The sequence below is a fragment of the Polaribacter sp. NJDZ03 genome, assembly GCF_019263805.1.
Classification (GTDB): Bacteria; Bacteroidota; Bacteroidia; order Flavobacteriales; family Flavobacteriaceae; genus Polaribacter.
On sequence record NZ_CP079195.1, the window covers coordinates 366,338 to 391,642 of the forward strand.

Genomic DNA, 25,305 nt, shown 5'->3' on the forward strand with positions numbered 1-25,305 from the left:
CTGACCTATAAGGGAACGCCATAATTAAAGGTATAAAAGAGGAGATTATTTAACTCATATTTTAAACACAATAAAGAGAACACCTGTCAGTTCGAGTGTTTTAATGAAGTGATAAGGGAATAAAAATGTATCGAGAATACATTTAGAAGGAATAATTTTTTTACGCATATTAATTAACCACAAAAATGAGAACTCCTGTCAGTTCGAGTGTTTTTATGAAGTGGTAACGAAATAAAAATGTATCGAGAACACGTTTGCAAAACACAAATCTGTTTTCAAAAAGAAGAAAGAAACTAAAAGAAAGAAATAAAAAATTGAGTCAAAAAAACTACATATTAACCATTGCAGGTTTAGACCCATCAAGTGGCGCAGGAATTACCTCGGATATTAAAACATTTGAAGCGCATAATCTATATGGATTATCGGTTTGTACAGCAGTTACGGTTCAGAATGATATTGAATTTACAGATTGTATTTGGATCAAGAAAAAAGTAATATTAAGTCAGGTACAACATCTTTTTAAACGCTTTTCTATTCCTGTTGTAAAAATTGGAATTATTCAATCTTGGAAAACGCTGTTAGAAGTAATTCTGACTTTAAAAAAATTAAATCCGAAGATTAAAATTGTCTTAGATCCTATTTTAAAAGCAAGCACAGGTTTTACATTTCATACCCTAAAAGATTTAGAAACCTTTGAAAAAGTATTACAAAATTGCAGTTTTATAACACCAAATTATGATGAGATAAAAGCGTTGTTTCCTGATAAAAGCATAGAACAAACCATAGAATTTATCGCCGAAAGAACAAATATCTACCTAAAAGGTGGACATAGAACAGATAAAAAAGGTTGGGACGAAGTGTATTACAGTAAAATAGTAAAACTGAATATTCCGCCAATAACTACGAAACCGATTTTTGAAAAACATGGAAGTGGTTGTGTTTTATCATCCGCTTTAGCAGCAAATTTATTAAAAGAGATTCCTTTGGAAGATGCTTGTAGAAATACAAAATTCTACACGGAACAGTTTTTAAGTTCTAACGAATCTTTATTAGGAACACATAATTATCAAAACGAATGATTAGTAAATTACAATATATATCACAAGGTGAAACGCCTGAAGTTCATTTAGAAAACATACAAAAAGTGTGTGTTGCTGGAGCAGATTGGGTGCAGTTGCGATTAAAAAATTGTGATGCTGAAACAATTCTAGAAACGGCTAAAAAAGCAAGAGAAATAACAAATAGTTTTAAAGTAAAATTAATTATAAACGATCATTACAAAATTGCAAAAGAAGTAAAAGCAGACGGAGTGCATTTAGGTAAAAGTGATGAATGTCCGTTAGTAGTTCGTGCCTATTTAGGGGCGTCTTTTATAATTGGAGGGACTGCAAACACTACTGAAGATTGTTCCAGTTTATTAGATAAAAAAGTAAATTATATTGGTTTAGGCCCTTATCAATTTACCAAAACAAAACAGAATTTAAGTCCGGTTTTGGGTGTTCTAGGTTACAAAAAAATACTCGAAGAATTACAAACTGAAACTCCAATTATTGCAATAGGCGGAATCACTTTAAAAGATGTTCCTGCAATAATAAATACAGGAATTTATGGAATTGCAATTTCTAGCGAAATAACAAAAGAAGTTAGCAGTATTGCTGAATTTCAAGAAATATTAAATTGAGAAAGAGAGATATCAACTAGAGTAGGGTTTATAGGTTAGGAATTTTATAAAATGAACTAAGTTTAAACTTTGCTCGACGTGATATCAAATCAAAAAAAAATATAAAATGAGTCAAAAATTAAAAATAGCAGACAAAGAATTTACTTCCCGCTTATTTACGGGAACAGGGAAGTTTAGTTCATCTCAGTTAATGAAAGAAGCATTATTGGCTTCCGAAAGTGAGTTGATTACCGTTGCTTTAAAAAGGGTAGATGTTGCAAATGAAGAGGATGATATTTTATCTCATTTGAATCATAATCGTATTAATTTGTTGCCAAATACTTCTGGAGTTAGAACTGCTAAAGAAGCTGTTTTTGCAGCCGAATTATCTAGAGAAGCTTTAGAAACCAATTGGGTGAAATTAGAGATTCATCCAGATCCAAGATATTTATTACCAGATCCTATAGAAACCTTAAAAGCAGCAGAAGAATTGGTGAAATTAGGTTTTGTGGTAATGCCATATATTCATGCAGATCCTGTTTTATGTAAGCGTTTAGAAGATGTTGGGGTGCAATGTGTAATGCCTTTAGGTGCGCCAATTGGAAGTAACAAAGGTTTAAAAACGGTCGATTTTTTAGAAATTATTATAGAGCAATCTAACGTACCAGTAATTGTAGATGCAGGTATTGGCGCACCGTCTCACGCAGCGTATGCGATGGAATTAGGCGCAGATGCTGTTTTGGTAAATACAGCGATTGCAGTTTCTCAAAACCCTGTTGTTATGGCAAAAGCATTTAAAATGGCTGTGGAAGCTGGTAGAATGGCTTATGAAGCAAAGTTAGCTCCGAGAAGCGAAATGGCCATAGCAAGTAGTCCGTTAACGAGTTTTTTAAGTTAAAGTATGAGTCATTATTTTAAATTATTTTTTTTGTTATAAAATTAAAAAGAATGAAACAATTTGTAATTTATAAATTAAAAGAAGGAGAAAGCAGAGATGATTTAACTGTATTAGATGATTTTTTTTACCCTTGGGAAAAAGAAACTTCACCTAAAACATTATTTAGTGCTTTTTATGATGATGCATATATAAATTTTAGATTTGAAGCATTTGGGCCCAAGCCTAAAGTGTTTGTAGCAACTGATAACAAGTTAGAGGTAACAAAATCTGAAAGGGTAGAAATTTTTTTTAGAAAAAATAAAGAAATGACACCTTATTATTGTTTAGAAATGGATCCGAATGGACGAGTTTTAGATTATGAAGCAAATACATACCGCAAGTTTAATCGTAAATGGATGTGGCCAACATCATTATGTATTAAAACTGTAATAAAAGAAGATCGTTATATATTAGAAGGTAAGTTAAGTTTGTCTTTTTTGAAGGAAAAGGAAATACTTAAAGAGAATCAATTAGAAATTGGTCTTTATAGAGGGCACTGTGTTGAGTTAGTAAATGACATAGCTACAATTAAGTGGATAAGTTGGGTGGATCCAAAAACAGAAAAACCAGATTTTCATGTAGCAGAATCTTTTGGAGTCTTAAAACTAGAATAATACAAGAAGTAGTATTTTAAATTCAGTAAATTATTTTTACTAAATAAGAGTAAAATAGTTTTAAAACTTATAGAATCATTAATTGTATAAATTACAAAGGTAAAATGGATAACACGTTTATAAATATATTTAATACCTATAATTGGGATTTTAGCCTAAAAAGTATTTTCGACAAAACAACTGTTGAGGTACAACAAGCGTTGGCAAAAGATAAGCTAGATTTAGAAGATTTTAAAGCCTTAATTTCTCCTTCTGCAAAACCGTTTTTAGAAGAAATGGCGTATAAGAGTCAATTATTGACCAAAAAACGTTTCGGAAATACCATGCAAATGTATGTGCCAATGTATTTGAGTAACGAATGTCAGAATATTTGTACGTATTGTGGTTTTAGTATGACGAATAAAATTCCGAGACGGACGCTAACAGATGCAGAAATTTTAAAGGAAGTCGCTTTTTTAAAAGAGAAAGGCTACGATCATATTTTGTTGGTAACCGGAGAAGCAAATAAAACGGTTGGAGTAGAATATATAAGGAACGCGATTCAATTAATCCGTTCTCAGTTTTCTAATATTACTATAGAAGTACAGCCTTTAGACCAAGATGAATATGAATTATTGGTAGAAAATGGCTTGTATGCAGTTTTAGTGTATCAAGAAACATATCATAGAGATGAGTATAAAAAACATCATCCGAAGGGAAAAAAATCTAATTTCGATTATCGATTAGATACACCAGACCGATTAGGGAAAGCAGGAGTTCATAAAATTGGTTTGGGGGCTTTATTCGGCTTAGAAGATTGGCGTGCCGATAGTTTTTTTACCGCTTTACATTTAAAATATTTACAGAAAACGTATTGGAAAACAAAATACTCGATTTCTTTTCCAAGATTGCGTCCGCATTCTGGTGGTTTAGAGCCAAAAGTAGAGATGACAGATTCGGATTTAGTACAGCTTATATGTGCGTTTCGTTTGTTTGATGAAGATATAGAATTATCAATGTCTACCAGAGAAAGTGAAGTTTTTAGAAATCACATTGTCAATTTAGGAATTACGTCTATTAGTGCCGAATCGAAGACAAATCCTGGAGGTTATACCGTAGAGCCACAATCTTTAGAACAATTTGAAATCTCTGATGAAAGAAGTACTGCTGAGGTGGTACAAATGCTAAAAAATCAAGATTTAGAAGTGGTTTGGAAAGATTGGGAACATTTTAATTAATCAATTATCAATTATCTGTGATCAATTATCATTTAATAATTACGGGTTTCAAATTATGAAGTTCACGTTTTAACTTAGTTTTATCATGCTAACATCAGAAGAAAAAAAACAATACAATCGTCATTTAATTCTAGATAAAATAGGAGAAGAAGGTCAGTTGAAACTTAAAAAGGCCAAAGTTTTGGTTATTGGAGCTGGCGGATTAGGTTGCCCTGTTTTACAGTATTTAACAGCAGCAGGAGTTGGAACGATTGGTATTATTGATGACGATGTGGTAGATCAAAGTAATTTACAACGTCAGATTTTATATACGATAGATGATATTGGTCTGTCTAAATCTAAAATTGCAGCAAAACGATTGTCAAGATTGAATCCGTTTGTGAATTTTGATGTTTATAATGAAAAATTAACCCAAGAAAATGCCCTTTTATTATTCAATAATTATGATATTATTGTAGATGGAAGCGATAATTTTTCTACTCGTTATTTAGTAAATGATGCGGCTGTAATTACAAAGAAACCTTTAGTTTATGGATCTATATTTAAATTCGAAGGTCAGGTTAGTGTTTTTAATTATCTAGGAAGCGGTACGTATAGATGTTTGTATCCAACGCCACCAAAACCAGATGAATCTCCAAATTGTTCAGAAATTGGTGTTTTAGGTGTGCTACCCGGAATTATAGGAAGTTTACAAGCCAATGAGACGATCAAAATTATTTGTGGAATAGGAGTGGTGCTTGCCAATAAATTATTGATGTATGATTCTTTACAAATGAATCAAATAGTCTTAACATATGAAAAAGACACTACTTTAGAAATTACTGTTTTAGAAACCGATTATGATTTTTTCTGCGGTATTATATCCAAAGAAGAAATTACTTTAGAAGAACTTAATAAAAATAAAGAAAAATATAATTTATTAGATGTTCGTCAAAATAATGAAAGAGAAGCGTACCATATTGGTGGACAACACATCCCTTTGGGCGAATTATTAGAACGTATTGATGAGGTGAATCAAAATAAAGATTTGGTTGTTTATTGTAAGTCTGGTATGCGAAGTAGTACAGCAATTATTACATTGTTAAGCAACAATTTTAAATCTAGAGTTTTAAATTTAAAAGGTGGTTGTTTTTAATTTATAACATAAAAAGTACATTTTTATATAAAATTAAGGTTTAGATAGTTAAACTTTTTTAGAATGAATAGATTCTTTAATCAAAAATCACTACTTTTGCACGAAATTTAAGAACATATTAATGCAGCCAATTAGAAATATTGCTATTATAGCCCATGTCGATCACGGAAAGACAACGTTAGTAGATAAAATTATAGATCAAGCTAAAATCTTAGACGATCGTAAAGAACGTACAGATTTATTGTTAGATAATAACGATTTAGAGCGTGAAAGAGGAATTACGATTCTTTCTAAAAACGTATCTGTTCAATATAAAGACACAAAAATTAACGTAATTGATACTCCTGGTCACGCCGATTTTGGTGGAGAAGTAGAGCGTGTATTAAAAATGGCTGATGGTGTTTTATTATTAGTTGATGCATTTGAAGGTCCTATGCCACAAACTCGTTTTGTATTAGGAAAAGCCTTAGCATTAGGATTAACTCCTATTGTTGTTGTAAATAAAGTTGATAAAGAAAACTGTACTCCTGACATCGTTCATGAAAAAGTTTTTGATTTAATGTTTGCTTTAGAAGCTACAGAAGAGCAATTAGACTTTACTACAATTTATGGTTCTGCAAAGAACAACTGGATGTCTACAGATTGGCAAAACCAAACTACTGATATCGTTCCTTTATTAGATGCTGTTTTAGAATCTATACCAGCAACTAAATATAACGAAGGTACGCCACAAATGCAAATTACTTCTTTAGATTTTTCTAAATTTACAGGAAGAATTGCTATTGGACGTGTTTTTAGAGGAGACTTAGAAGTAGGTAAAGAATACAGTTTATGTAAAGCTGATGGTACTACTAAAAAAGTAAAAATTAAAGAATTACACGTATTCGAAGGAATGGGTAAAGTTCAAGTAGAAAAAGTACCTTGTGGAGATATCTGTGCAATTACTGGTATTGACGGATTTGAAATTGGTGATACAATTGCAGATTTAGAAGAGCCAGAAGCATTACCAAGAACAGAAATTGACCAACCTACAATGAGTATGTTGTTTACAATTAACAACTCTCCTTTCTTTGGTAAAGAAGGTAAATTTGTAACATCTCGTCACATTAGAGATCGTCTGTTTAAAGAATTAGAAAAAAACTTAGCATTAAAAGTTGAAACTACTGATAGTGAAGATAAATTTAACGTTTTTGGACGTGGAGTTTTACACTTATCTGTTTTAATTGAAACAATGCGTAGAGAAGGATATGAATTACAAGTGGGAAGACCACAAGTAATTATTAAAATGATTGATGGTAAGAAACATGAGCCAATGGAAACATTGTCTATTGATGTACCAGAAGAAATGGCTTCTAAAGCAATTAACTTAGTATCTCTTAGAAAAGGAGATATGTTAATTATGGAACCAAAAGGAGATTTACAACACTTAGAATTTTCTATTCCTTCTAGAGGATTAATTGGTTTGAGAAACAAAATTTTAACTGCAACTGGTGGTACAGCAATTATTAACCACAGATTTAGTGAATATGGTCCTTATAAAGGAGACTTTACTGAAGAAGTAAAAGGAGCAATTGTTTCTTCTGCTGCTGGTAAAGCAACTGCATATGCATTAAACCGTTTACAAGATAGAGGAGTTTTCTTTATCGATGTAAACCAAGAAATTTATGTTGGTCAAGTAATTGGAGAGAACAGTAAGTCTGATGAAATGGCTGTTAACTTAATTAAAGGAAAGCAATTAACAAACATGCGTAAATCTGGTACAGATGAAGCTATGAAAATTGCACCTAAAGTAGATTTTTCTTTAGAGGAAAACATGGAATACATTAAAGCAGATGAGTACTTAGAAGTAACTCCAGAAAGCTTACGTATGCGTAAAATTGTTTTTAAAGGATAATATTAAAAATTATTTTCATTTCTGTTTAGGCAGAAATCTATATAAAATTAAAAAGCTCAAGTTTTAAACTTGAGCTTTTTTTATGGACTTTAGTTTTATAAATAAAATTAGTTAAAGAAAGTAGTTCTAAAATGATTTCTAAGTCTTTTAATTTTTTGTAGTTTGCCTATCTTTAAAATAATACAATGTTATATATAATTGCTATCGCAATACTTCTTTTTGTTTTATACGTTAGTTTAAAGACTAAGAAAAAAACAACCATAAAATCATTAGACAAAGTTGTCGTTCCAGAACATTGGCATCCACTATTAATAGACAATGTTCTTTTTTATAAAAAGTTAAATGTTGATGAGCAGCAATTGTTTCGCTATAAAATGGTTGCTTTTTTAAATGAAACAAATATTGAAGCAGTTCATTTTAATTTAGAAGAGTTAGATACTTTATTGATTGCTGCGAGTGCTGTAATTCCGGTTTTTAGATTTTCAAATTGGAAGTACACCAACTTATCTACCGTATTAATTTATCCAGATTATTTTGATGATGATTTGCAATTTGATTCTCAAATAGAAGGAAGAACTATTGGGGGTTTGGTTGGCACAGGAAGGTTTGAAAATCAGATGATATTATCTAGAAAAGCATTACATCTTGGTTTTAGCAACAAAACCGATAAAGGGAATACTGCAATTCACGAGTTTATTCATCTTTTAGATAAAGCAGACGGCGTTATAGATGGTATTCCTGCTGTCTTATTAGACAAGCAATATATTATTCCTTATTTACAATTAGTGCATAAAGAAATGGAGGCTATTAATAATGATCACTCAGATATTAGAAGTTATGGTGGAACCTCTGAAATTGAATTTCTAGCGGTTGCCGGAGAGTATTTCTTTGAAAGACCAAAACTGTTTCAAAGAAAACATCCTGAATTGTATAAAATGCTAGAAGCTTGTTTTATTAAGTAAAGAAAGTATCTAGCAACTGTTTTTACATTGTTCTTTATCGCCTTAAAAACTAAGAGAAGAATCCCTCAAATAAAATGGATTAAAAAAGGGTTTAACAATTTGTTATTTATATTTTTGCAGCATGAGTGAATTTAAAGTTTTATTTGAAACATTACAACGTAGCCTAACCAATGATGAGTTTGTAAAACTAACATTAAGCAAACCGATGCGTAAAAGTGAAGGGTTGTTAAATGTATATGTGCGTTTATTTAAGGTTGATGGTGAAGATGTTTTTGAATTAAAATACCGTCATGCAGAAGAAAATGAGTTTCTACAATTTTCTTTAGAAGGTGTAATGACTGAAGTAGAAAAACTACTTATGGAAACTTTTAGAGCCGCTACTTTATTTACATTAAGCGAAGATTTAATTGTAATGGTTTCTAAAAAGAAATTGGTTTCTTACAGAGACAATGCTCCAAGTTTTAAAAATAAACTTCCAGAAATTCCAATGCAATCTTAATTTATAGAAATTTTTAAAACTGAATATATCTAGTCTTAAATTTAGAAATAGAATAGTTTTAAAAAAATAAGTTTTACCGATTAAAAGTAGAAAATGTATCCAAAAGTTTGAGGTTTAATAATAAAAGATAAAATTTTATATATTGTTTTTTGCTTCAATAAAAAATCTATCACTTTTAGATTTTACTTTATGTATCATTTTACCAATAAATTAGGATAAAAGTCTTCATTTGTTATTTTTATCTACACTTTTTTATTATTAAAGCAATATTAAAATGTTGAGTTAAAGTATTTATTACCATGTTAATAGTATTAAAACTTAAAGTTAAAAAAACCTTATTGATAGTACTATAGTCTACCTTTGTATTAAAATTGTTACATAGAAACGTGTAACTGAACTAAGAATTATACCACATAGAATTATGAATGCAATATTTACAGATGCTAGTTTTCAGAACATGACAAACGTAGCAAACAAATACGGAGTAAGTACAAATGCTGTTACAGATTTAACGTATTGTCTTATGGGGAGTAATGGTTCTATGGCGCAGTTTAATATTGCCGAATTAGGTGGTGGTGGCCAGTGGATGCAAGGTGGTATGACCATGGTTGGGGATATGTTTAACAATAACCTTAAATATTTGGTAGACGGACTTTGTGTAGATTTATCTAATTTAATTCACCAAGGAGCAATACAATACAAGCCTTTACCGAAAACGGCGAATTCACAAGGAGGTTTTTCTGGAAACTGGTGGGGAGATTTAGGTTTTCCAAATTCTACTGGAAGTCAAAATGATACTAGCTATGCTATTTTTAATAACATACATCGTTTGGCAATTCAGCAAAATGGAAAAGTCACCATTTTTGATACGTTAGATCATAATATTGGTGGAGTAGGGCAACAACAAGGTGGTAATTATTCGGTTTCTTTTACCAGCCAATATGGTAATGTAAATTTAAATTCTTTACCTATTATTTCTGGTGAAAATAAGCAACAACAACCAGAAGTTTTTCATAATAATGACCTACAAAATAATGTTGTAGAAACTTCAGTAGCACCTATTATGGAAGCTCCAGTGCAGCCAGTTAATAATAATAACTTCAACAATAATAACAATAGTGCTTTTGAAGAAGATATTTTTGGTAAAATTGAAAAATTAGCAGGCTTAAAAGACAAAGGGATTCTTTCTGTTGAAGAATTTGAAAATAAAAAAATAGATTTATTAAGCAGATTGTAACGTTTACTTCGTTTTTATTAAAACGATTCCATCTTATAAATTAAAAGCTCAAGTGTTAAACTTGAGCTTTTTTTGTAGGTAATTTATTTTTTTTACTGTCATTCCGAGCGAGTTTACGGCGAGGAATCTTTGTGTTTTCTATATGATTTTAACAGCACTAACACCATTACTTTTCTTTGTAATCTGAATTTGAGTAGGTATGCGCTCTTTTAAGTTTTCTACGTGAGATATAATTCCGATCATTTTACCCTGAGATTGTAAGGTTTCTAAGGTAGAAATTACGGTTTCTAAGGTATTACTATCTAAAGTACCAAAACCTTCATCAATAAAAAGAGAATCTATTTTTACATTTTTACTGGCTAAATCAGACAATCCTAGGGCCAATGCCAAACTAATGATAAATTTTTCACCTCCACTAGAAGTATCGACCAATCTTGCTTGATCTGTTTGATAATGGTCTATCAAATTAAAATTAAGCTCTTCTTTTGGCTTGTATGATTCTTCCATTTTTAAAGAATACCGCTTATTTAATTGATACAAATGCACATTAGCAAGATCTAACAAATGTTTTAACGTTAATCGTTGTACATACACGTTAAAAGCATCTTTAGAATTTCCAATAATTTTAAAGAGCTCTTTCCAAACTTTACAAATATCTGCCTGTGCATCAATCTTTTTATAGACTTCTTTATTTCGATCTCTAATTTCTTTATCTTTTCTAAGAGCTTCAGATATTTTGCCTCTTTCAGTAATAAAACCATCTTTTTTTGATTTTAAATTTTCTAAAGTAAGTTTGCTTTCTACTTCAGAAGTTTCAAAATTCTTAGTTTTATGTAAAGCTTCTTTTGCTTTAAAATTTGCTTCTTTTAGTGTTTTTATCTTAAGCTGATTTTCTTTAATTCGTTCTTTATTCGTTGTAAATTTCAACTTGTCTTCTGTAGCTAATAAAGCACTTTCAACAGTTTCTTTTGATGTAAAACCACTACCAACTAATTGTAAATTAAGTGAAGTTTTAAATGTATCTAATTTGTTTTTTAGCTCTTTTTGATTGGCAATATTATCAACTTTTAAAGTATCTAATCTATTTTTAGAGTCTAGTAATTTTTGCAAACTAATGTTGCTCAACTTTGTTTTTTCAACTGTTTTGTTTTTTAACTCTTGTAAACTATTTCTTTTGCTTTCTATGGTAATATCAATAGGTAAAATAGCAGTTCGTTGAGTTTTTAATTGCGCATATTTTAGGTTTGAATCACTAATGATTTTTAGAGTTTCAGTTTCTGTCTTAGAATAGGTTTCTAATTGTTTTTTATGATTTTCTAACCTTGTGTCAATTACTTTTGTTTCTGCTCTTAAAGCATCTAAATTCTTTTGTTTTTTATAATACTGAGTAATTATGGCTTCAATCTCATTTATAAATGCGTTTGTATTTTCTGGTAGTGGCAGCTCATATTTATACTTAGAAAGTTTAGTTTTTAAATCTGTTTCTAAACTTTTACAAATTTCAGATACATTATCTATCGTTTTTTGACTCTGTTCAATATCAACTTTTGCATTTTTATTTTTTTCCTGAAGCGTTGCAATTGTTGTTTTTAGTGATTGAAGCTCTTGTTTCTCGCCTTCAATATTTTTTGATAATTTATTTTTATCAACTTGTAATTGTTGTGCTATGGCTAAATTTTTATTTAAGTCTTTTATTTGTGTTATAAGTAAATTTAACTCGATATCAATTTTAGTACTATTGCTTAATTCACAAGAAATATTTAATTGTTTTGCATTTGTTTCAATAGCATTTAACTCAGAGGTAAGTGTGTTAATTTGCTTTGTTAAACTATCAATACTTGTGTTTAATTGGACTTCATTTTTATCTAAAGTAGCTTTAGAGTTGTTGAGTAGTTGTAGTTTATCTTTTCTATTGTTAAGTTCTAATTCAGATTTAGAGATATTAATTTCCGTTATATGTTCCGTAAACGGATGCTCTTTAGAACCACATAATCCACAAGGCTCTCCAGCAATTAAATATTGACGATCAGTTTCATATTTAGCAACACTTCTTTCTAAATCTAAAATTTTGGAAGCATCTATAACCGCTTTTTCTTGAATTTCAATATCCTTTTTTAAGCTTGTTATTTGTTTATTAATTCCTTCTAAATCTAAGGTGTAAGATTTATTGTTTTCTACTAAAGTAGTTTTGGTTTCTTTAGCCTTTTTATGTTGTTCTGCAAGTGTTTTAAACTGTTTCCAATTAGATTCAGAAACAAGAAATTTGTCTTTTTTTGCTAATAAATCAGATAAATTATTTTTATCTATTGCAGTACTTATAGTGGTTATTTCTTGATCTATTTTGGTAACATCAGTAATTTTTTTTAAGAGCAGTTCATTATTTATTTTTAAACTTTCTGTAGTTTTAGCAATTGCTTTATTCTTTTCAATTACAGACAAAATACTTGCGTTTAGTATTTCTTTATGTCCTTTTAAGGTTGTTAAACCAGTTGTCCAGTCTGAGATTTCTAAATCAACTTCTTTTAAAAATTTATTTTCAGCAACAAAAGATTCATCAACTTTTATAGTTGTTTGTATAGAGTTTAACTCTTTCGTCAGTTTTTGCTGATCTACTTTTAAAGCATCCATCTGTTGCTTTAATTGTGCTAACTGTTCGTTTGATTTCTGTTGAGTTGCAACTTCACTTTTTATCTCTCCATCTAAAGTTGTAACAGCATCGAATTTTGGCAACCAAGAAGAAAACTCTTTCTCAGAAGCTTCTACTTCAAGAGCTTCTTTTTTTGTAATTGCTTCTAAATTTTCAATCTGAGGTTTCAGTGTAATTATTTCCTTTTCAATCTTTTTTAATAGCTCTACCTTTTCATTAATTTCTTTTTCGGTTCTATTAAAATTCTGGATGATTTCTTTAAACGGTTCTGCTTTTTCGTTTAAAGCTAATAAATCTAATTCTGGTTTATGTTTCTCTATAAAAGTGTCTAAAGTTTTAGTGTTTTGATCTAATACTTCAGAAGCTGCAACTAATTCTTTATACTGAAGATACCAATCTGTTATAACTAGCGTAGATTTTATTTCCTTTTCAGTTTTAAGAATATCGGTATCTAAAATTTTATCATGTTGCTTTAATTTCGCTTTAGCATCTTCTGTTAAAACATCATCTGCATTAATTTTTGCCTCAATTTCTCTTAATTTTTTTTCCTCCTCAGATTTTCTATCTAAAATTCCTTGACCGATTTTTTTATAAATCTGTTCTCCAGTAATTTGTTCTAATAACTTTCCTTTTTCTGGACCTTTAGCTGTTAAAAACGAAGCAAATTCTCCTTGTGCTAACATTACAGACCTTAAAAACTGATTATAGTCTAATTGAGTAACATTAACAATTTCGATAATTAAATTCCGCTTTTGAGTTGCTAAAATGGCATCTGTAGTTAAGTTTTTTAAACTGACTTCCTCTTTAGGGTTTTTATATGCTTTTCCATTTTTATCAGCAATTCTAATTCCCCAAAATGCCTCGTAAATGTTATTGTCGTTTTCAAAGGTAACCCTACTAAAAGCATCGTGTGCACTATGGCTCACTACGTCTAATAATGTACCCTTTGAGCCGCTAAAACGAGGAACATTATGATATAATGCAATAGTTATAGCATCTAAAATAGTTGTTTTACCAGCACCTGTAGAGCCTGTAATTGCATACAAACCCACATCTTTAAATTGTTCATTTTCAAAATCGATAACAATAGGAGTATCCGATTTTAAGGAGTTTATATTTTGTAATTCTATCTTTAAAATTTTCATAGGAAAGCAGCCTTATTGGTTTTTAACGGATTGTAAAACTTCATTAAAAGCATCCCAAACTTCGGGGCTTTTTTCTAAATCGTATTCCATTTCTTTACACTTTAGTTTAAAAACCTCCGTAGGCAATAATTCTTTGATTGATTTTGTGTTTTCTAATAACTCTTCTATTCCTTTAACTTTTCGCTGGTTTTTTAACCCAATTTTTAAGATTTCAAAAGGGTATTTTTCTGCTTCCTTTTTTAAATCGTCTGTATTTACAGTGTTATCTTCCTTTAGCTCAATTTCTACCCAAGGCGTTAAATTGTAGGTATTAGAAGTAATTGTAGTAAAAGCATTCATACATTCTTGCAATGTTCCTGTAAGCTTGTAAAATGTTCTAAATTTAGGAATTACCTCATCTTTGATATCACAAATTTTATTGTTTTCTACGGATAAAATAATTATTTTTTTATCGTAATTAATTTCACTAAAACTTAAAATATTTGGTGATCCAGAATAACGAATTTTGTCATTTCCTCCAATAATTTGAACTCTGTGCAGATGTCCTAATGCCACATAATCGAAATAGGTAGGGAAATCTTCGGCGCCAATATGTCCTAAAGTTCCCACATAGATATTTTGCTCACTATCAGAAATAGTTCCTCCAGTTGCAAATAAATGCCCCATAGCAATAACAGGTACATTGCCTGTGTTTATAAGCTTACATTGGTCTGCGGCAGTTGCATAATGGTTAATTAATGCCGTTTTGTATTTATCTGTTAATTCATCAAAAGTTTCACCTGCAACCGCACGTCTAATATCTCCATCTCGCAAATAAGGAACGGCCGCAATAATTACTTTCTCATTGTTTATTTCAATTTCAAAAACCTCATCTTCTATATTTTCGGTTGCTTTACCAACTACTTTTATAGACAAAGCATCTAAAATATGTTTTGGCGCATTTAAAGTTCCAGGAGAATCATGATTTCCGCCAGTTATAATAATAGATTTACAAGTGGTTCCGTTTAGTTTTACTAAAAAACTGTAATACATTTCTAAACTTTGATTAGACGGAGAACCGGTGTCAAAAATATCACCAGAAATTAAAAGGATATCAATCTTTTGGTCAATAATGTAGGTTTCAATCCAGCTTAAAAATAAAGATTGTTCTTCTAGTTGAGATTGTTCGTGTAATCTATGTCCTAAATGCCAATCGGCAGTGTGCAGTATTTTCATTTTCTTTTCAAATTTTTAACGGGTGAATCTTGAAAAAGTAGAATTAAATCGGTTTTAAAATCGAAAATAAAGGTTTGTGTAATAAAAGATTCATTTAAAAGCTAAATTAACTTTTTTGAGTTATATAAGGAGCAATCAAAAAGACCTTTTTGTGATTTTTCTAAATATGAATTTAGAAAATAGGAGGTGAGTAATTTATTATTATATTTTTTTGAAATTTTTTATAGATTATAAATTTAATCATACAGAAGTTATATCTATAGATTCTTTAATATAACCTTTTAGCTACTATTTTCTCTAGTTCTTGCTGTTTAAAATCAAACCAATCTTGCCTAAAAATAGAATGGTCTATTTGATGTTTAAAATTCTGAAACGGTTTTCCTCTCTGTAAAACAGTTTGCAATTCCTCTTTAAAATTTAGGTCGGTTAACGCTGCTACAAAGCTTTCCATTATTTTAAAGGATTCGAAACTTTCTAAGGGTTTAATTTTTATGAAGTCTGTTTTTTGCACACGTACCTTTTCTAGAGATTCGCTAAAAGCCTCTTTAAATTCATCTTCATCAAATACTTGTGAAGAATCTGGAATTGCTATAATTTCATTTGTTTTCAAATTATAATAGCAATCACTGCCACAATCTATTTCTTGTGCAATTTCTTTAATTATTTGTTGTTTTTTATTATCCATAAAAGCAACCGTGTTTATCTTCTTTTATAATTTCTATAATTTTACCTAAATGTGTAGATTCAGAAAAAGGTTCATAAAGTTCCCATTTTCCGCTTGCTCGCATCCAATATAGTTTCCATATTTTTTTAGTCTTATAAAACCTAATTCTAGCAAATTCTATTTTTTGCATTTGATTTGGATTTTGCCAATCTGGTCTTATTTCAAATAAGCAGACAACATTTGCTTTATAAAGATAACCAATATCTATTTGGTTTCTAATTTCTAAATCTTCCGGACGTAATGAAGCTACATATTTTTTTATAGTAGCTTCATTAATGTCTATAATTTTTGTTTGCATTTAGTAATGTTTTTCTCCAAATTATTTTTCAAGATAATATTAATACTAGATTTTTTTTCTAATATAAATTCTCTTTACTATATATTATTTATGGCTGGTTTGTATTCGTTAATATACTCCACGAACATGTTGGTGAATATTTTTTGTGTAAAATTCCTCTAATTTGTTCATTAATTCTGTTGGAAGTGGTGTTGAATCACTTGCTTTAGTATTTTTAGAAATATGTTTAGGTGAGCTTGCTCCAGGGATTATGGTTGATATTTCTTCATGATTTAAAATCCAGCGAAGCGCCATTTCTCCTATAGTCATGTTTTCTGGACAAAATGCTTTTAATTCATCAGTTAATTTAACACCAACATCAAATGGAAGTCCTGCAAAAGTTTCCCCCACATTAAATGCATCTCCGTTTCTATTAAAATTTCTATGATCGTTTTCTAAAAACTTGGTTTCTTGTGTAAATTTACCAGTAAGTAAGCCGCTTGCTAGTGGTAAACGAACAATAATTCCTACCCCTTTTTTCTTGGCTTGTGGTAATAAATTATGAGTTAATTTTTGTCTAAATATATTATAAATTACTTGTAGTGATTGTAGTTTATCTTGTTCGAGACATATTAAACCTTCCTCTACACTTTCTACACTCGCTCCAAAATGAACTATTTTTCCTTCTTTTTTTAAGGATCTTAACCAATCAAAAATTTCTCCTTTTTTTAGTTCAACAGTTGGTATACAGTGTAATTGTAATAAATCAATAGCGTCTACATTTAAGCGTTTTAAAGAGGCTTCTACACTGTCTCTTAATGCTTGTTCGCTATAATTATTAGGGAATACATTAGCTGCTCGTCCAAATTTTGTAGCAACTTTAATATTAGCTTTAGAGTTTTTTAAAAACTCTCCTATTAACTTTTCACTTCTTCCATCTCCATAAACATCTGCCGTATCAAAAAATGTAACACCATTATCAACAGCTTCATTAAGTATTTTAAAAGCGTTATTCTTATCGATTTCATTGCCCCAATTAGCTCCAATTTGCCAACAACCTAAACCAACTTCACTAACCTCAAAACCGTTATTTCCTAATGTTCTATTTTTCATTTTATATTTTCTTTACTATTTTATAAATATATACTCAATTACTTCTTTTAGTTTAAAATTTTCTAAGTAAAAATAAGAGCGTGTTTTTTTAGATAAAAATACAAATTTAATGAGATTTAGAAGTATAATTTATGAACAGTAATTAGTTACTTATCAACCTAAAAAAACACTCCAATTTTTTATCCGACTTTAGGAGAAATCTTATAAGAGAGAAAACATAAAAGACTTATTCTTATGAGATTTTTTCTTCTAGTAGAAATGACAAGCAGTGCATAAAGTGCTGTGTAAGATTTAAAAAACACTCCGACTTTTCATCCGACTTTAGGAGAAATTGACAAAAAAATAAAAATGAAACGCTGTTTCTTTATAAAATTCATCTTCTTGACAGAAAAGTCAAAGGGCTAGAAAGAACAAACCTGTCAGAAAAAAAACATAATTTAGAACAAATACTGACAAAGTTGCTGTTTTAAAAATACGTGTTCATTTTGTCTTGTAAAAAAGAGAAAACGTTCTTAACTCCTGCTATTATAGTGATAGCGAATTATTTGTTCTTTTTAAATCGTGTGTTTTTTACTAAAGCAACTCTTTTTATTTAGTTTTGGCTTGGTTATGGCAGATACTTTTTTGTAAGTTTAAACTAAAATAGTTTTTGTGTAAGAATTATGCAACGCCTATTTTTTCAAATTAATTATAGTATGAGTCAAGTAAAAGCGAATAATACAGTAAAAGTACATTATACAGGTAAATTAGCAGACGGACAAGTTTTTGATACCTCTGAAGGAAAAGAGCCTATAGAATTTGTTTTAGGACAAGGAAGATTAATTCCTGGTTTTGAACAAGGTTTAATTGACATGAAATTGAATGAAAAGAAAACCATTTCTATTGCTAAAGAAGAAGCTTATGGTGAAGTAAATGAGCAATTAATTCAAGAAATTGAAAGAGCAAATCTTCCACAAGATATGGAGCCAAAAGTTGGTATGGGATTGGTTTCTAAGTCTCCAGAAGGACAAGAAATGAATTTAATGATTATAGAGGTAAAAGAAGAAAGTGTTGTTATAGATGGTAACCATCCTTTAGCAGGTAGAGATCTTGTTTTTGACCTTGAAGTAGTAGGAATTAAAGAAACTGAAGTTACAGAATAATGTAATTTTTTTCAATATTTTAAAATAGCCTTTGTTCATTTAACAAAGGCTGTTTTTGTATATAAAAGAATAATCTTTTAAAATAAAAAATGAAAAAACCCCAGACGAATCTGAGGTTTTATTAAAAAAGTGAATGTGGTTTCTTACTTAAAAGAAGCCCATTGGTTTCTTGTCATAAGAGATTAACATGTTTTTTACAACACGGTAGTGATCTAAAGCCATTTTGTGATTTTCACGTCCGAAACCAGATTCTTTAACACCACCAAAAGGAGCGTGTGCAGGGTAGGTGTTGTATTGGTTTACCCAAACTCTACCTGCTTGTATAGCTCGTGGTACTTGGTATAATTCGTGGGCGTCTCTAGACCAAACACCAGCACCTAATCCGTAAGGAGTGTCGTTTGCAATAGCAATAGCTTCTTCTGTTGTTTTAAAAGTTGTTAAGGCTACAACAGGCCCAAAAATTTCTTCTTGGAACACTCTCATTTTGTTATCACCTTTTAAAACAGTTGGTTGTACGTAGTAACCTTCGGCTAATTCACCATCATAATTACCAGCTTCACCACCTGCTAAAACAGCAGCACCTTCTTCAATACCAATTTTAATATAGTTTAGTATTTTTTCGTATTGTGCTTTAGATACCTGAGAACCAATCATGGTTTCTGGATCTAATGGGTTTCCTGGTTTTACTAGTTTTAAACGCTCTTGCATTTTTTCTACAAAACGATCTGCAATATCTTCGTGTACTAAAATACGAGACGGAGATGTACAAATTTCACCTTGGTTTAAAGCAAACATTAATGCACCTTCTATAGCTTTGCTAAAGAACTCATCGTCTTGAGCTGCTACAGATGGAAAGAAAATGTTTGGAGATTTACCACCTAATTCCATCGTTACAGGAATAATGTTTTCTGCTGCATTGTGCAATACTGTACGTCCTGTTGCTGTAGAACCTGTAAAAGATAATTTTGCAATACGTTTAGAGGTTGCTAAAGCTGCACCTGCTTCATTACCAAAACCAGTTACAATGTTTAAAACACCTGCAGGTAAAATATCACCAATAAGTTCCATTAATATAATAACACTTGTAGGTGTTTGTTCTGCTGGTTTAACAACTGCTGTACAACCTGCCGCTAAAGCCGGCGCAATTTTCCAAGCTAACATTAACATTGGAAAGTTCCAAGGGATAATTTCCCCAACCACACCAACAGCTTCGTGTAAAACGATACTTACCGTGTCTTTATCGTGTTCAGAGATACTTCCTTCATCAGCACGAATAACACCTGCAAAATAACGGAAATGATCTATACAGTAAGGAATATCTGCTGCAAGAGATTCACGAATTGGTTTCCCGTTATCAATTGTTTCTAAAGTTGCTAAATACTCTAAGTTATCTTCCATAACCTGAGCCATCTTTAATAACGCATTACTACGTTCTGTTACAGACGTGTTACTCCATGCAGGGAAAGCTTCGTGTGCTGCATCTAAAGCAAGATTAATATCTTCTTCTGTAGAACGTGCTGCTTGTGTAAATACTTTTCCGTCTACTGGAGATCTGTTTTCGAAATATTGACCTTTAATTGGGTCAACGAATTTACCGCCAATAAAATTTCCGTATTTTTCTTTAAATACAGGCTTAGTTACATTTGCCATAATTATATGTTTTAAATTTATGTTTAATAATTTCTTACAAAACAGGTGTTTGTAAGTATGTAGCAAATGTATGTTGGTATCTAAAGGTTTTATTTATTGATTTGGTTCAATAGCTTATGAAAAAAGTTCAATGTTGTGTTTTGGGTGAAGTGAAAAAGTTGATATGAAGTTAATGTTTTAAAAATCAGATACTTGTGTTTGTTTTAATTAGTTTGAAACATCCGTTGGGCTTATTCCGAACTTATTTTTAAAAGCTATACTAAAGTTAGACAGGTTGTTATAGCCAATATCTAGGTAAATATCAGATGGTGTTAAGGTGCCTTTTTGTAGTAGTTTTTTTGCTTTTTGAAGTCGTTTGTCTTGAAACCATTTTCCAGGAGGTTCGTTATAAGCAGCTGTAAAATGACGTTTAAAAGTTGATAAGCTCATGTTACACAAAAAAGCAATTTCTTCTATTTTTAAATTAGAATCTACATTACTTTCTATGGTCTTTTTAAAAGGAGATATTTCTTTAGAGATTAAAGAATGTAAATAATACTCGAATTTAGTATCATATTTGTCTAATAAATACAGCATTATTTCATCAAACTTTAGAGAGAGTAGGGCAGTGCTATAGCTGTTTTTGTCAAATGTTTTAGAAGATAAAGAGCTGATAAAGGAAGCTATGTAATCGTCGTTTTCTATCACAAAATAAGCAGATTCTTCTTTATATGGTTTTACATTGTTGGTGTATTTACTTAAAAAATCAGTGAGTTTTTTTTCAGAAAAAAAGAAAAGTTTGCAGTAATAAATAGCTTCTGTGTCTAGTAATTCTGTCCAAAGCCAATTTCCTTTTTTTAATAATAAAGACTGTTCTTTATTTACAGCAATAGCAGTATCTGCAAAATGCACTTGCTTTTTACCAACTTGTAAAAAACTAAACATATTCATCCCTAAATTAACCTTGCTTTTAACAACGTCACTGGTCATTTTAAAATCGTACACAAATAAATCTAAACTCTCTTTAGTGTTATCTATGTATATCTCTGGGATGTTTTCAATTGCCATTCAGTCTTTGTTTTTGCGGGTGAAAGATTGTAAAATTAGTATTTTATTCTTGAAAGAAGTAATAAAACTAATCCAAATTACTTGGGTATTTGTTATAAATCAGTTTCTTCGTTGTCATCTTTGTTAAGCAAAGACTGTTTTTTTACAAAAGAAACCCCTTCAAGTTTCAAAAACCTGAAGGGGCTAAATAAATAGATATAATGTTATTAGAATGGGGCTTCTAATTATTTTTTAAACATCGCTTTTTGCAAGCCATTATTAAATTTAATATTGGTCCAATTTACATGAACCCATGGTGCATCTGTAACTTCTGCATCCCAATTAGAGGCTTTGTATGTACGTTGTGTTGGAATTAAGATACCGTCTATTTTTTCATATTTCAACTTCATTAATAAAGGATCTGATTTTGCAAAATCCATTACTGTAAATAAAAACTGATCTATCATTTGGGTTTCTTTATTTATGTATAGTTGATAAATGTCTTTTGGTTTGTTATTGCTACCATCAAAAGTTATTTTAACAATATCATAAGCAGTTCCTTCAATTGTTTGCGCTTTTACATATTGATATTCTACACTTGGGTCTAATAATTTTTGAATCATACAGAACCAATAAAAATTGGTAGGTCTGTTAAAAGCAACTCTTTTTAAGGCTACTGAATCTGTTATGTTTTCTCCATTATTTTTTAACCAATATTCGTTTCCATCATATCCTTGTTCTACTTTTCCTTTTAGCTCGGTTAATGTTCTTTCGTGCTTTACATATTCTCCATAAGAAAGTTCTCCATCAAAAATATATTTCTCTGTAGAAATATCTGTTTTTCCATCTGGCGTTTGGTAAGAATAGGTATAGACCACATCTTTTTTAGCAGCAAGCATTTGATAGTTTCCCGTTTTTTGTACGGTATTGTACACCAATTCGTGTCCTTTGTTTTTAAAGGTAATTGGAGTTGCTTTCTCTGTATTTGTATCTGATTTTACTGCTGAATTTGTTTTTTTGTTTCCACAAGAAAAAAAGAAGACACTAAAAGTGATTAAGATAATTTTGGTTGTATTCATTTGGTTTTATTTTAACTTGTTTAGGGCATCTAAAATAGCAGATGGTTCTGCTCTTTCTCTATAATCGGCATCTAAAAAAGCATACTGAATAATTCCGTTAGTATCAATAACGTAGGTAGCTGCTAAAGGTAACTCGTTGCTATTATCTCCGTTTACTTTACTTAAACCAAAGCCACTTTCATAAACTACTGCCACTTTTTCTATTAATTGAAATACAATTCCGTAATTTTTTGCAACGGTATTGCCAATATCACTTAAAACGTTAAAACCTAGTTTATTTTTTTCTGAAGTACTTAAAGAATTATCTGGCAGCTCAGGTGTTAAAGCCATAAGTGTTGCACCTGCTTTTTTAAATTCTGGTAATTTTTCTTGTAAATAGTGTAAAGTGATGTTGCAATAAGGACACCAACCACCTCTGTACCAAGTTAAAACTACAGGCCCGTTTTTTAAATCATCATATAAACTAACCGTTTGGTTCAACGCATTTTTTAGTGTAAAATTAGGGGCTTTATCACCCACGTTTAAAGCACTTTCTAAAATACCAGAAGTAGCTACAGCATCAATACCATCTGAATACAGTTGATTTTTTTCTTTACCATATTTAAGAGCACCCTCTTTACGTTTTACAGCTAACAATGCATCTAATTCGCCTTTATTTTTTGTTGATTCCATTTGAGTGATTTTTAAATTAATTAGTAGTAGATTTAAACTGTTTGCTGTTCTTTCATTAATTCTGTAAGTACTTGTTTAAAAGTAGCTACCGGTTGTGCACCAGTTACTGCACTTTTTCTATTAAAGACAATTGTTGGTACAGAATTAACACCTAAGCTTTTCCAGTAATCTTGTTTGGTTCTTACTTCTTTTCTAGCATTTTCATTATCTAGCTTTGCAATTCCTTCATCTGCATTTAAACCAACAGCTAATAAGGCTTGTTTTAAAATATCTCTTTTAGAAACATCTTTACGTTCACTAAAAAAGGCAGTTGTTAAACACATTTTTAATTCTGTTTGTTTTCCAAAATCTTTAGCATACTCTAATAAAACATGCGCATCAAAAGTGTTTACCATGCGCATTTCATCAAAATAATCGAAAGTAAAATCAAGCTCTTCCCCAGCTTCAGACATCATTAATTTAGAATCTTTTTGTTGTTCTGGGGTAGATCCATATTTTTCTGTAATATGTTCATCTAAATTTTGACCTTCAACAGGCATATTAGGGTTCAACTCAAATGGTTGCCATTCTATGTCTACTTGTTCTGTAAGACCAAGTTCTACAATTGCTTTTTCTAAACGTTTATATCCAATAGTACACCAAGGACACACAACATCTGATACGATATCTATTTTTAATTTTTCTTTCATTTTATGTTTATTTTAGACTCATTTAAAATCAATATTTAAGTAATTATTATTTACTTATACTATCAGTACTTAAAAAAGCATTTTCTTTTTTTTCGTCTTCAATAGTTTTATCTATTGTTAACATATTAAAAATCATTGAATTTACTATTCTACTTTTATTTAAATCGGGATTCTCTATTTTTGCTTTATGAAATACACCTAAGGTTTCTCTACTTTGTTTTGGATTGCTATTATTAATTAAAACAATCTTATATGTATGTTTGTTAAATGATGCTAGCTTGGTAATATACGGTTTCAGTATTGCTTCATCCCCTTTAAAAACAGGAATAAAGTTTTTAAGATACGTTTCTGAATCCTCTTTTTTATCACTCGCATATTTAAAATAATCTGCAATATATAATTCACTTTCTACTTCACTTGGTTGGTAACCTAGCATTAAAAAAGATTGATCTTCTGCATTATCTAAATGAAATGGAGTACTAACTTGTTGGTCAAAACGAACCAACCAATGATAGCTTAATTTTTTATTGAATCGCCTTGTTGTAAATGCAGATAATTCTTTTTTTAAAGAAACCATAATAGCTCTAAGTTGCAATGAGGTTCTATTTTTACCAAAGTCAAGGTACACAAAACCAGGCGCATCAGTATTTGTTCTAAATACATTTTCTACGCAATGTTCTGCTATTTCTTTTATGTTGACTTCCTTAATTTCCATGTTACCTTACATCGCTTTTTATAAAGATGTTACTTATAAGTTACTAGAATATCTGCTACTTTTTTTAAATTCGATGCTACAATTTCTGTTTCTGGAGCCAACGGAAATAATTGCTGACCAGGTCTTGCTACAAAAGCAGCTCTAAAACCAGCATTCATTGCTCCATATACATCCCAACCATGTGCTGCAATTAACATGCATTCTTCTGGTTTTGCATTCATTTTTGATGCTCCCCAAAGGTAAGTCTCTGTAAAAGGTTTAAACTTACCAGTTTCTTCTACACTTAACATTTCATCAAAATAATCTGTTAAGCCAGCATTTTTAAATTGATTTTTTAAACCTTCGGTAGAAGAATTTGTAAAGGCAACTAATTTGTAACCCGCTTGTTTTAATTGAAGCAATGCTTCTTTTACTTCTGGGTGAGGAGGTAGGTTTTGCAGCGCAGTAGTAGTTACTTTTCGTGCGTTTTCTTCAGATAATTTAATTCCATTATTTGCAGCAACCATTTGCAACGCAGCAGCTCCAATATGCCCAAAAGGTTTATAATCTCCACTAGCAGATGTTACTAAAGAATACTGTAACATCGTTGTAAACCATAAAGGCAATAATTCTTCTTTTCCGCCTAAAGCGGCACCAACCTGTTTTTTCATTTTGGTAAGATCTAAAAGAGTTTCATTTACATCAAAAAAAAGTACTTTCGGTTTTATGTTACGGTTGTTTTTCATCTTTAAAAAGTAATCAATTCACTAATTTGAAGTTCTCCTTTTACATTACTGTAGTTTTTTATGTCGGCAGCAAATACAGCTGCATGAGGGTCAAATGACTCTTTAAAAGAAGCAACATCATCAAATAATAAATGAGCGATTGCTACATAAGGAGCAGGTTCTCCAGGAACTCTACTTCCAACGCCTAAATCTAATTCTAAACCTTTTAAAGCACTACCAACGGCTTTAGAAATCATAGGTAAATGACTTGTTTTATAATATGCTACATCAAACTTTACATCTTTAGAGTTTGGGTACATTACAGATACTTTTATCATAATTATGTGTTTTT

24 protein-coding genes are annotated in these 25,305 nt (G+C 30.5%); 11 read left to right on the forward strand and 13 right to left on the reverse strand.

What is annotated here, in order from left to right:
- Positions 1-314: 314 nt before the first annotated feature.
- The 10 genes from KV700_RS01525 to KV700_RS01570 all read left to right on the forward strand — a co-directional run bounded on the left by KV700_RS01525 (position 315) and on the right by KV700_RS01570 (position 10,155).
- Positions 315-1,079 (forward strand): hydroxymethylpyrimidine/phosphomethylpyrimidine kinase, encoded by a 765-nt coding sequence (locus tag KV700_RS01525; protein ID WP_218598823.1) that lies wholly within the window; start codon positions 315-317, stop codon positions 1,077-1,079.
- Entirely contained in the window at positions 1,076-1,681 is a 606-nt protein-coding gene (gene thiE, locus KV700_RS01530) for a thiamine phosphate synthase (protein ID WP_218598825.1), read from the forward strand. The genes KV700_RS01525 and thiE overlap by 4 nt, the downstream gene beginning before the upstream one ends.
- 106 nt (positions 1,682-1,787) lie before the next feature.
- On the forward strand, positions 1,788-2,558 hold the full coding sequence (locus KV700_RS01535; RefSeq protein WP_218598826.1) for a thiazole synthase: 771 nt from the start codon (positions 1,788-1,790) through the stop codon (positions 2,556-2,558).
- 50 nt (positions 2,559-2,608) lie between these two features.
- Positions 2,609-3,211: a sugar-binding protein gene (locus tag KV700_RS01540; protein ID WP_218598827.1), complete on the forward strand. Its 603-nt coding sequence runs from the start codon at positions 2,609-2,611 to the stop codon at positions 3,209-3,211.
- Positions 3,212-3,315: 104 nt separating this feature from the next.
- Positions 3,316-4,428, forward strand: a complete 1,113-nt coding sequence (gene thiH / locus KV700_RS01545) for a 2-iminoacetate synthase ThiH (protein ID WP_218598829.1) — start codon at positions 3,316-3,318, stop codon at positions 4,426-4,428.
- A gap of 82 nt (positions 4,429-4,510) precedes the next feature.
- Entirely contained in the window at positions 4,511-5,563 is a 1,053-nt protein-coding gene (moeB, locus tag KV700_RS01550) for a molybdopterin-synthase adenylyltransferase MoeB (protein ID WP_218599798.1), read from the forward strand.
- Positions 5,564-5,684: 121 nt separating this feature from the next.
- A complete protein-coding gene (typA, locus tag KV700_RS01555; protein WP_166384682.1) occupies positions 5,685-7,457 on the forward strand; it encodes a translational GTPase TypA in 1,773 nt (590 codons plus the stop codon).
- Positions 7,458-7,642: 185 nt separating this feature from the next.
- On the forward strand, positions 7,643-8,419 hold the full coding sequence (locus KV700_RS01560) for a zinc-dependent peptidase (RefSeq protein ID WP_218598831.1): 777 nt from the start codon (positions 7,643-7,645) through the stop codon (positions 8,417-8,419).
- Between the two features lie 121 nt (positions 8,420-8,540).
- Positions 8,541-8,918: a hypothetical protein gene (locus tag KV700_RS01565; protein ID WP_166384686.1), complete on the forward strand. Its 378-nt coding sequence runs from the start codon at positions 8,541-8,543 to the stop codon at positions 8,916-8,918.
- 421 nt (positions 8,919-9,339) lie between these two features.
- Positions 9,340-10,155 carry an SHOCT domain-containing protein gene (locus tag KV700_RS01570; RefSeq protein WP_218598832.1) on the forward strand — a complete coding sequence of 272 codons (816 nt, stop codon included), beginning with the start codon at positions 9,340-9,342 and terminating at the stop codon, positions 10,153-10,155.
- Positions 10,156-10,293: 138 nt separating this feature from the next.
- Here the strand turns inward: KV700_RS01570 and KV700_RS01575 are convergent, their stop codons facing one another.
- The 5 genes from KV700_RS01575 to KV700_RS01595 all read right to left on the reverse strand — a co-directional run bounded on the left by KV700_RS01575 (position 10,294) and on the right by KV700_RS01595 (position 17,276).
- Positions 10,294-13,947: an AAA family ATPase gene (locus KV700_RS01575; protein WP_218598833.1), complete on the reverse strand. Its 3,654-nt coding sequence runs from the start codon at positions 13,945-13,947 to the stop codon at positions 10,294-10,296.
- Positions 13,948-13,959: 12 nt separating this feature from the next.
- Positions 13,960-15,162 (reverse strand): exonuclease SbcCD subunit D C-terminal domain-containing protein, encoded by a 1,203-nt coding sequence (locus KV700_RS01580; RefSeq protein WP_218598835.1) that lies wholly within the window; start codon positions 15,160-15,162, stop codon positions 13,960-13,962.
- Positions 15,163-15,430: 268 nt separating this feature from the next.
- Positions 15,431-15,847 carry a UPF0158 family protein gene (locus KV700_RS01585; protein WP_166384694.1) on the reverse strand — a complete coding sequence of 139 codons (417 nt, stop codon included), beginning with the start codon at positions 15,845-15,847 and terminating at the stop codon, positions 15,431-15,433.
- Positions 15,840-16,184 (reverse strand): DUF3024 domain-containing protein, encoded by a 345-nt coding sequence (locus KV700_RS01590; RefSeq protein WP_218598837.1) that lies wholly within the window; start codon positions 16,182-16,184, stop codon positions 15,840-15,842. Before KV700_RS01590 ends, KV700_RS01585 begins: the two co-directional genes overlap by 8 nt.
- Positions 16,185-16,292: 108 nt before the next feature.
- Positions 16,293-17,276, reverse strand: coding sequence for an aldo/keto reductase (locus KV700_RS01595; RefSeq protein WP_166384698.1), 984 nt, complete (start codon positions 17,274-17,276; stop codon positions 16,293-16,295).
- 695 nt (positions 17,277-17,971) lie between these two features.
- Between KV700_RS01595 and KV700_RS01600 the strand changes: the two genes are divergently transcribed.
- Positions 17,972-18,418 (forward strand): peptidylprolyl isomerase, encoded by a 447-nt coding sequence (locus tag KV700_RS01600; protein ID WP_218598839.1) that lies wholly within the window; start codon positions 17,972-17,974, stop codon positions 18,416-18,418.
- 147 nt (positions 18,419-18,565) lie between these two features.
- Here KV700_RS01600 and KV700_RS01605 read toward each other — a convergent pair whose 3' ends face one another.
- The 8 genes from KV700_RS01605 to KV700_RS01640 form a co-directional block, all read right to left on the reverse strand.
- Entirely contained in the window at positions 18,566-20,068 is a 1,503-nt protein-coding gene (locus tag KV700_RS01605) for an aldehyde dehydrogenase family protein (protein WP_166384702.1), read from the reverse strand.
- A gap of 207 nt (positions 20,069-20,275) precedes the next feature.
- Positions 20,276-21,115 (reverse strand): helix-turn-helix domain-containing protein, encoded by an 840-nt coding sequence (locus KV700_RS01610; protein ID WP_166384704.1) that lies wholly within the window; start codon positions 21,113-21,115, stop codon positions 20,276-20,278.
- Positions 21,116-21,339: 224 nt separating this feature from the next.
- Positions 21,340-22,173, reverse strand: a complete 834-nt coding sequence (locus KV700_RS01615; RefSeq protein ID WP_166384706.1) for a DUF6503 family protein — start codon at positions 22,171-22,173, stop codon at positions 21,340-21,342.
- A gap of 6 nt (positions 22,174-22,179) precedes the next feature.
- Positions 22,180-22,845: a peroxiredoxin-like family protein gene (locus tag KV700_RS01620; protein WP_218598841.1), complete on the reverse strand. Its 666-nt coding sequence runs from the start codon at positions 22,843-22,845 to the stop codon at positions 22,180-22,182.
- A 32-nt stretch (positions 22,846-22,877) separates the two neighbouring features.
- On the reverse strand, positions 22,878-23,534 hold the full coding sequence (locus KV700_RS01625) for a DsbA family protein (protein WP_218598844.1): 657 nt from the start codon (positions 23,532-23,534) through the stop codon (positions 22,878-22,880).
- A 46-nt stretch (positions 23,535-23,580) separates the two neighbouring features.
- Positions 23,581-24,249, reverse strand: a complete 669-nt coding sequence (locus tag KV700_RS01630) for a hypothetical protein (protein ID WP_218598846.1) — start codon at positions 24,247-24,249, stop codon at positions 23,581-23,583.
- 29 nt (positions 24,250-24,278) lie between these two features.
- Positions 24,279-24,974 (reverse strand): haloacid dehalogenase type II, encoded by a 696-nt coding sequence (locus tag KV700_RS01635; RefSeq protein ID WP_218598848.1) that lies wholly within the window; start codon positions 24,972-24,974, stop codon positions 24,279-24,281.
- A 2-nt stretch (positions 24,975-24,976) separates the two neighbouring features.
- Complete coding sequence (locus KV700_RS01640) at positions 24,977-25,291, reverse strand: EthD family reductase (RefSeq protein ID WP_218598849.1); 315 nt, start codon at positions 25,289-25,291, stop codon at positions 24,977-24,979.
- Positions 25,292-25,305: the final 14 nt, after the last annotated feature.

Coding starts and splice junctions, on each gene's coding strand:
- KV700_RS01620 (WP_218598841.1), bottom strand. CDS start 22,845: ATGGAATCAACAAAAAATAAAGGCGAATTAGATGCATTGTTAGCTGTA.
- KV700_RS01565 (WP_166384686.1), top strand. CDS start 8,541: ATGAGTGAATTTAAAGTTTTATTTGAAACATTACAACGTAGCCTAACC.
- KV700_RS01615 (WP_166384706.1), bottom strand. CDS start 22,173: ATGAATACAACCAAAATTATCTTAATCACTTTTAGTGTCTTCTTTTTT.
- typA (WP_166384682.1), top strand. CDS start 5,685: ATGCAGCCAATTAGAAATATTGCTATTATAGCCCATGTCGATCACGGA.
- KV700_RS01535 (WP_218598826.1), top strand. CDS start 1,788: ATGAGTCAAAAATTAAAAATAGCAGACAAAGAATTTACTTCCCGCTTA.
- KV700_RS01580 (WP_218598835.1), bottom strand. CDS start 15,162: ATGAAAATACTGCACACTGCCGATTGGCATTTAGGACATAGATTACAC.
- KV700_RS01610 (WP_166384704.1), bottom strand. CDS start 21,115: ATGGCAATTGAAAACATCCCAGAGATATACATAGATAACACTAAAGAG.
- KV700_RS01540 (WP_218598827.1), top strand. CDS start 2,609: ATGAAACAATTTGTAATTTATAAATTAAAAGAAGGAGAAAGCAGAGAT.
- thiE (WP_218598825.1), top strand. CDS start 1,076: ATGATTAGTAAATTACAATATATATCACAAGGTGAAACGCCTGAAGTT.
- KV700_RS01640 (WP_218598849.1), bottom strand. CDS start 25,291: ATGATAAAAGTATCTGTAATGTACCCAAACTCTAAAGATGTAAAGTTT.
- KV700_RS01630 (WP_218598846.1), bottom strand. CDS start 24,249: ATGGAAATTAAGGAAGTCAACATAAAAGAAATAGCAGAACATTGCGTA.
- KV700_RS01600 (WP_218598839.1), top strand. CDS start 17,972: ATGAGTCAAGTAAAAGCGAATAATACAGTAAAAGTACATTATACAGGT.
- KV700_RS01625 (WP_218598844.1), bottom strand. CDS start 23,534: ATGAAAGAAAAATTAAAAATAGATATCGTATCAGATGTTGTGTGTCCT.
- KV700_RS01605 (WP_166384702.1), bottom strand. CDS start 20,068: ATGGCAAATGTAACTAAGCCTGTATTTAAAGAAAAATACGGAAATTTT.
- thiH (WP_218598829.1), top strand. CDS start 3,316: ATGGATAACACGTTTATAAATATATTTAATACCTATAATTGGGATTTT.
- KV700_RS01560 (WP_218598831.1), top strand. CDS start 7,643: ATGTTATATATAATTGCTATCGCAATACTTCTTTTTGTTTTATACGTT.
- KV700_RS01590 (WP_218598837.1), bottom strand. CDS start 16,184: ATGCAAACAAAAATTATAGACATTAATGAAGCTACTATAAAAAAATAT.
- KV700_RS01575 (WP_218598833.1), bottom strand. CDS start 13,947: ATGAAAATTTTAAAGATAGAATTACAAAATATAAACTCCTTAAAATCG.
- KV700_RS01585 (WP_166384694.1), bottom strand. CDS start 15,847: ATGGATAATAAAAAACAACAAATAATTAAAGAAATTGCACAAGAAATA.
- KV700_RS01595 (WP_166384698.1), bottom strand. CDS start 17,276: ATGAAAAATAGAACATTAGGAAATAACGGTTTTGAGGTTAGTGAAGTT.
- KV700_RS01635 (WP_218598848.1), bottom strand. CDS start 24,974: ATGAAAAACAACCGTAACATAAAACCGAAAGTACTTTTTTTTGATGTA.
- KV700_RS01570 (WP_218598832.1), top strand. CDS start 9,340: ATGAATGCAATATTTACAGATGCTAGTTTTCAGAACATGACAAACGTA.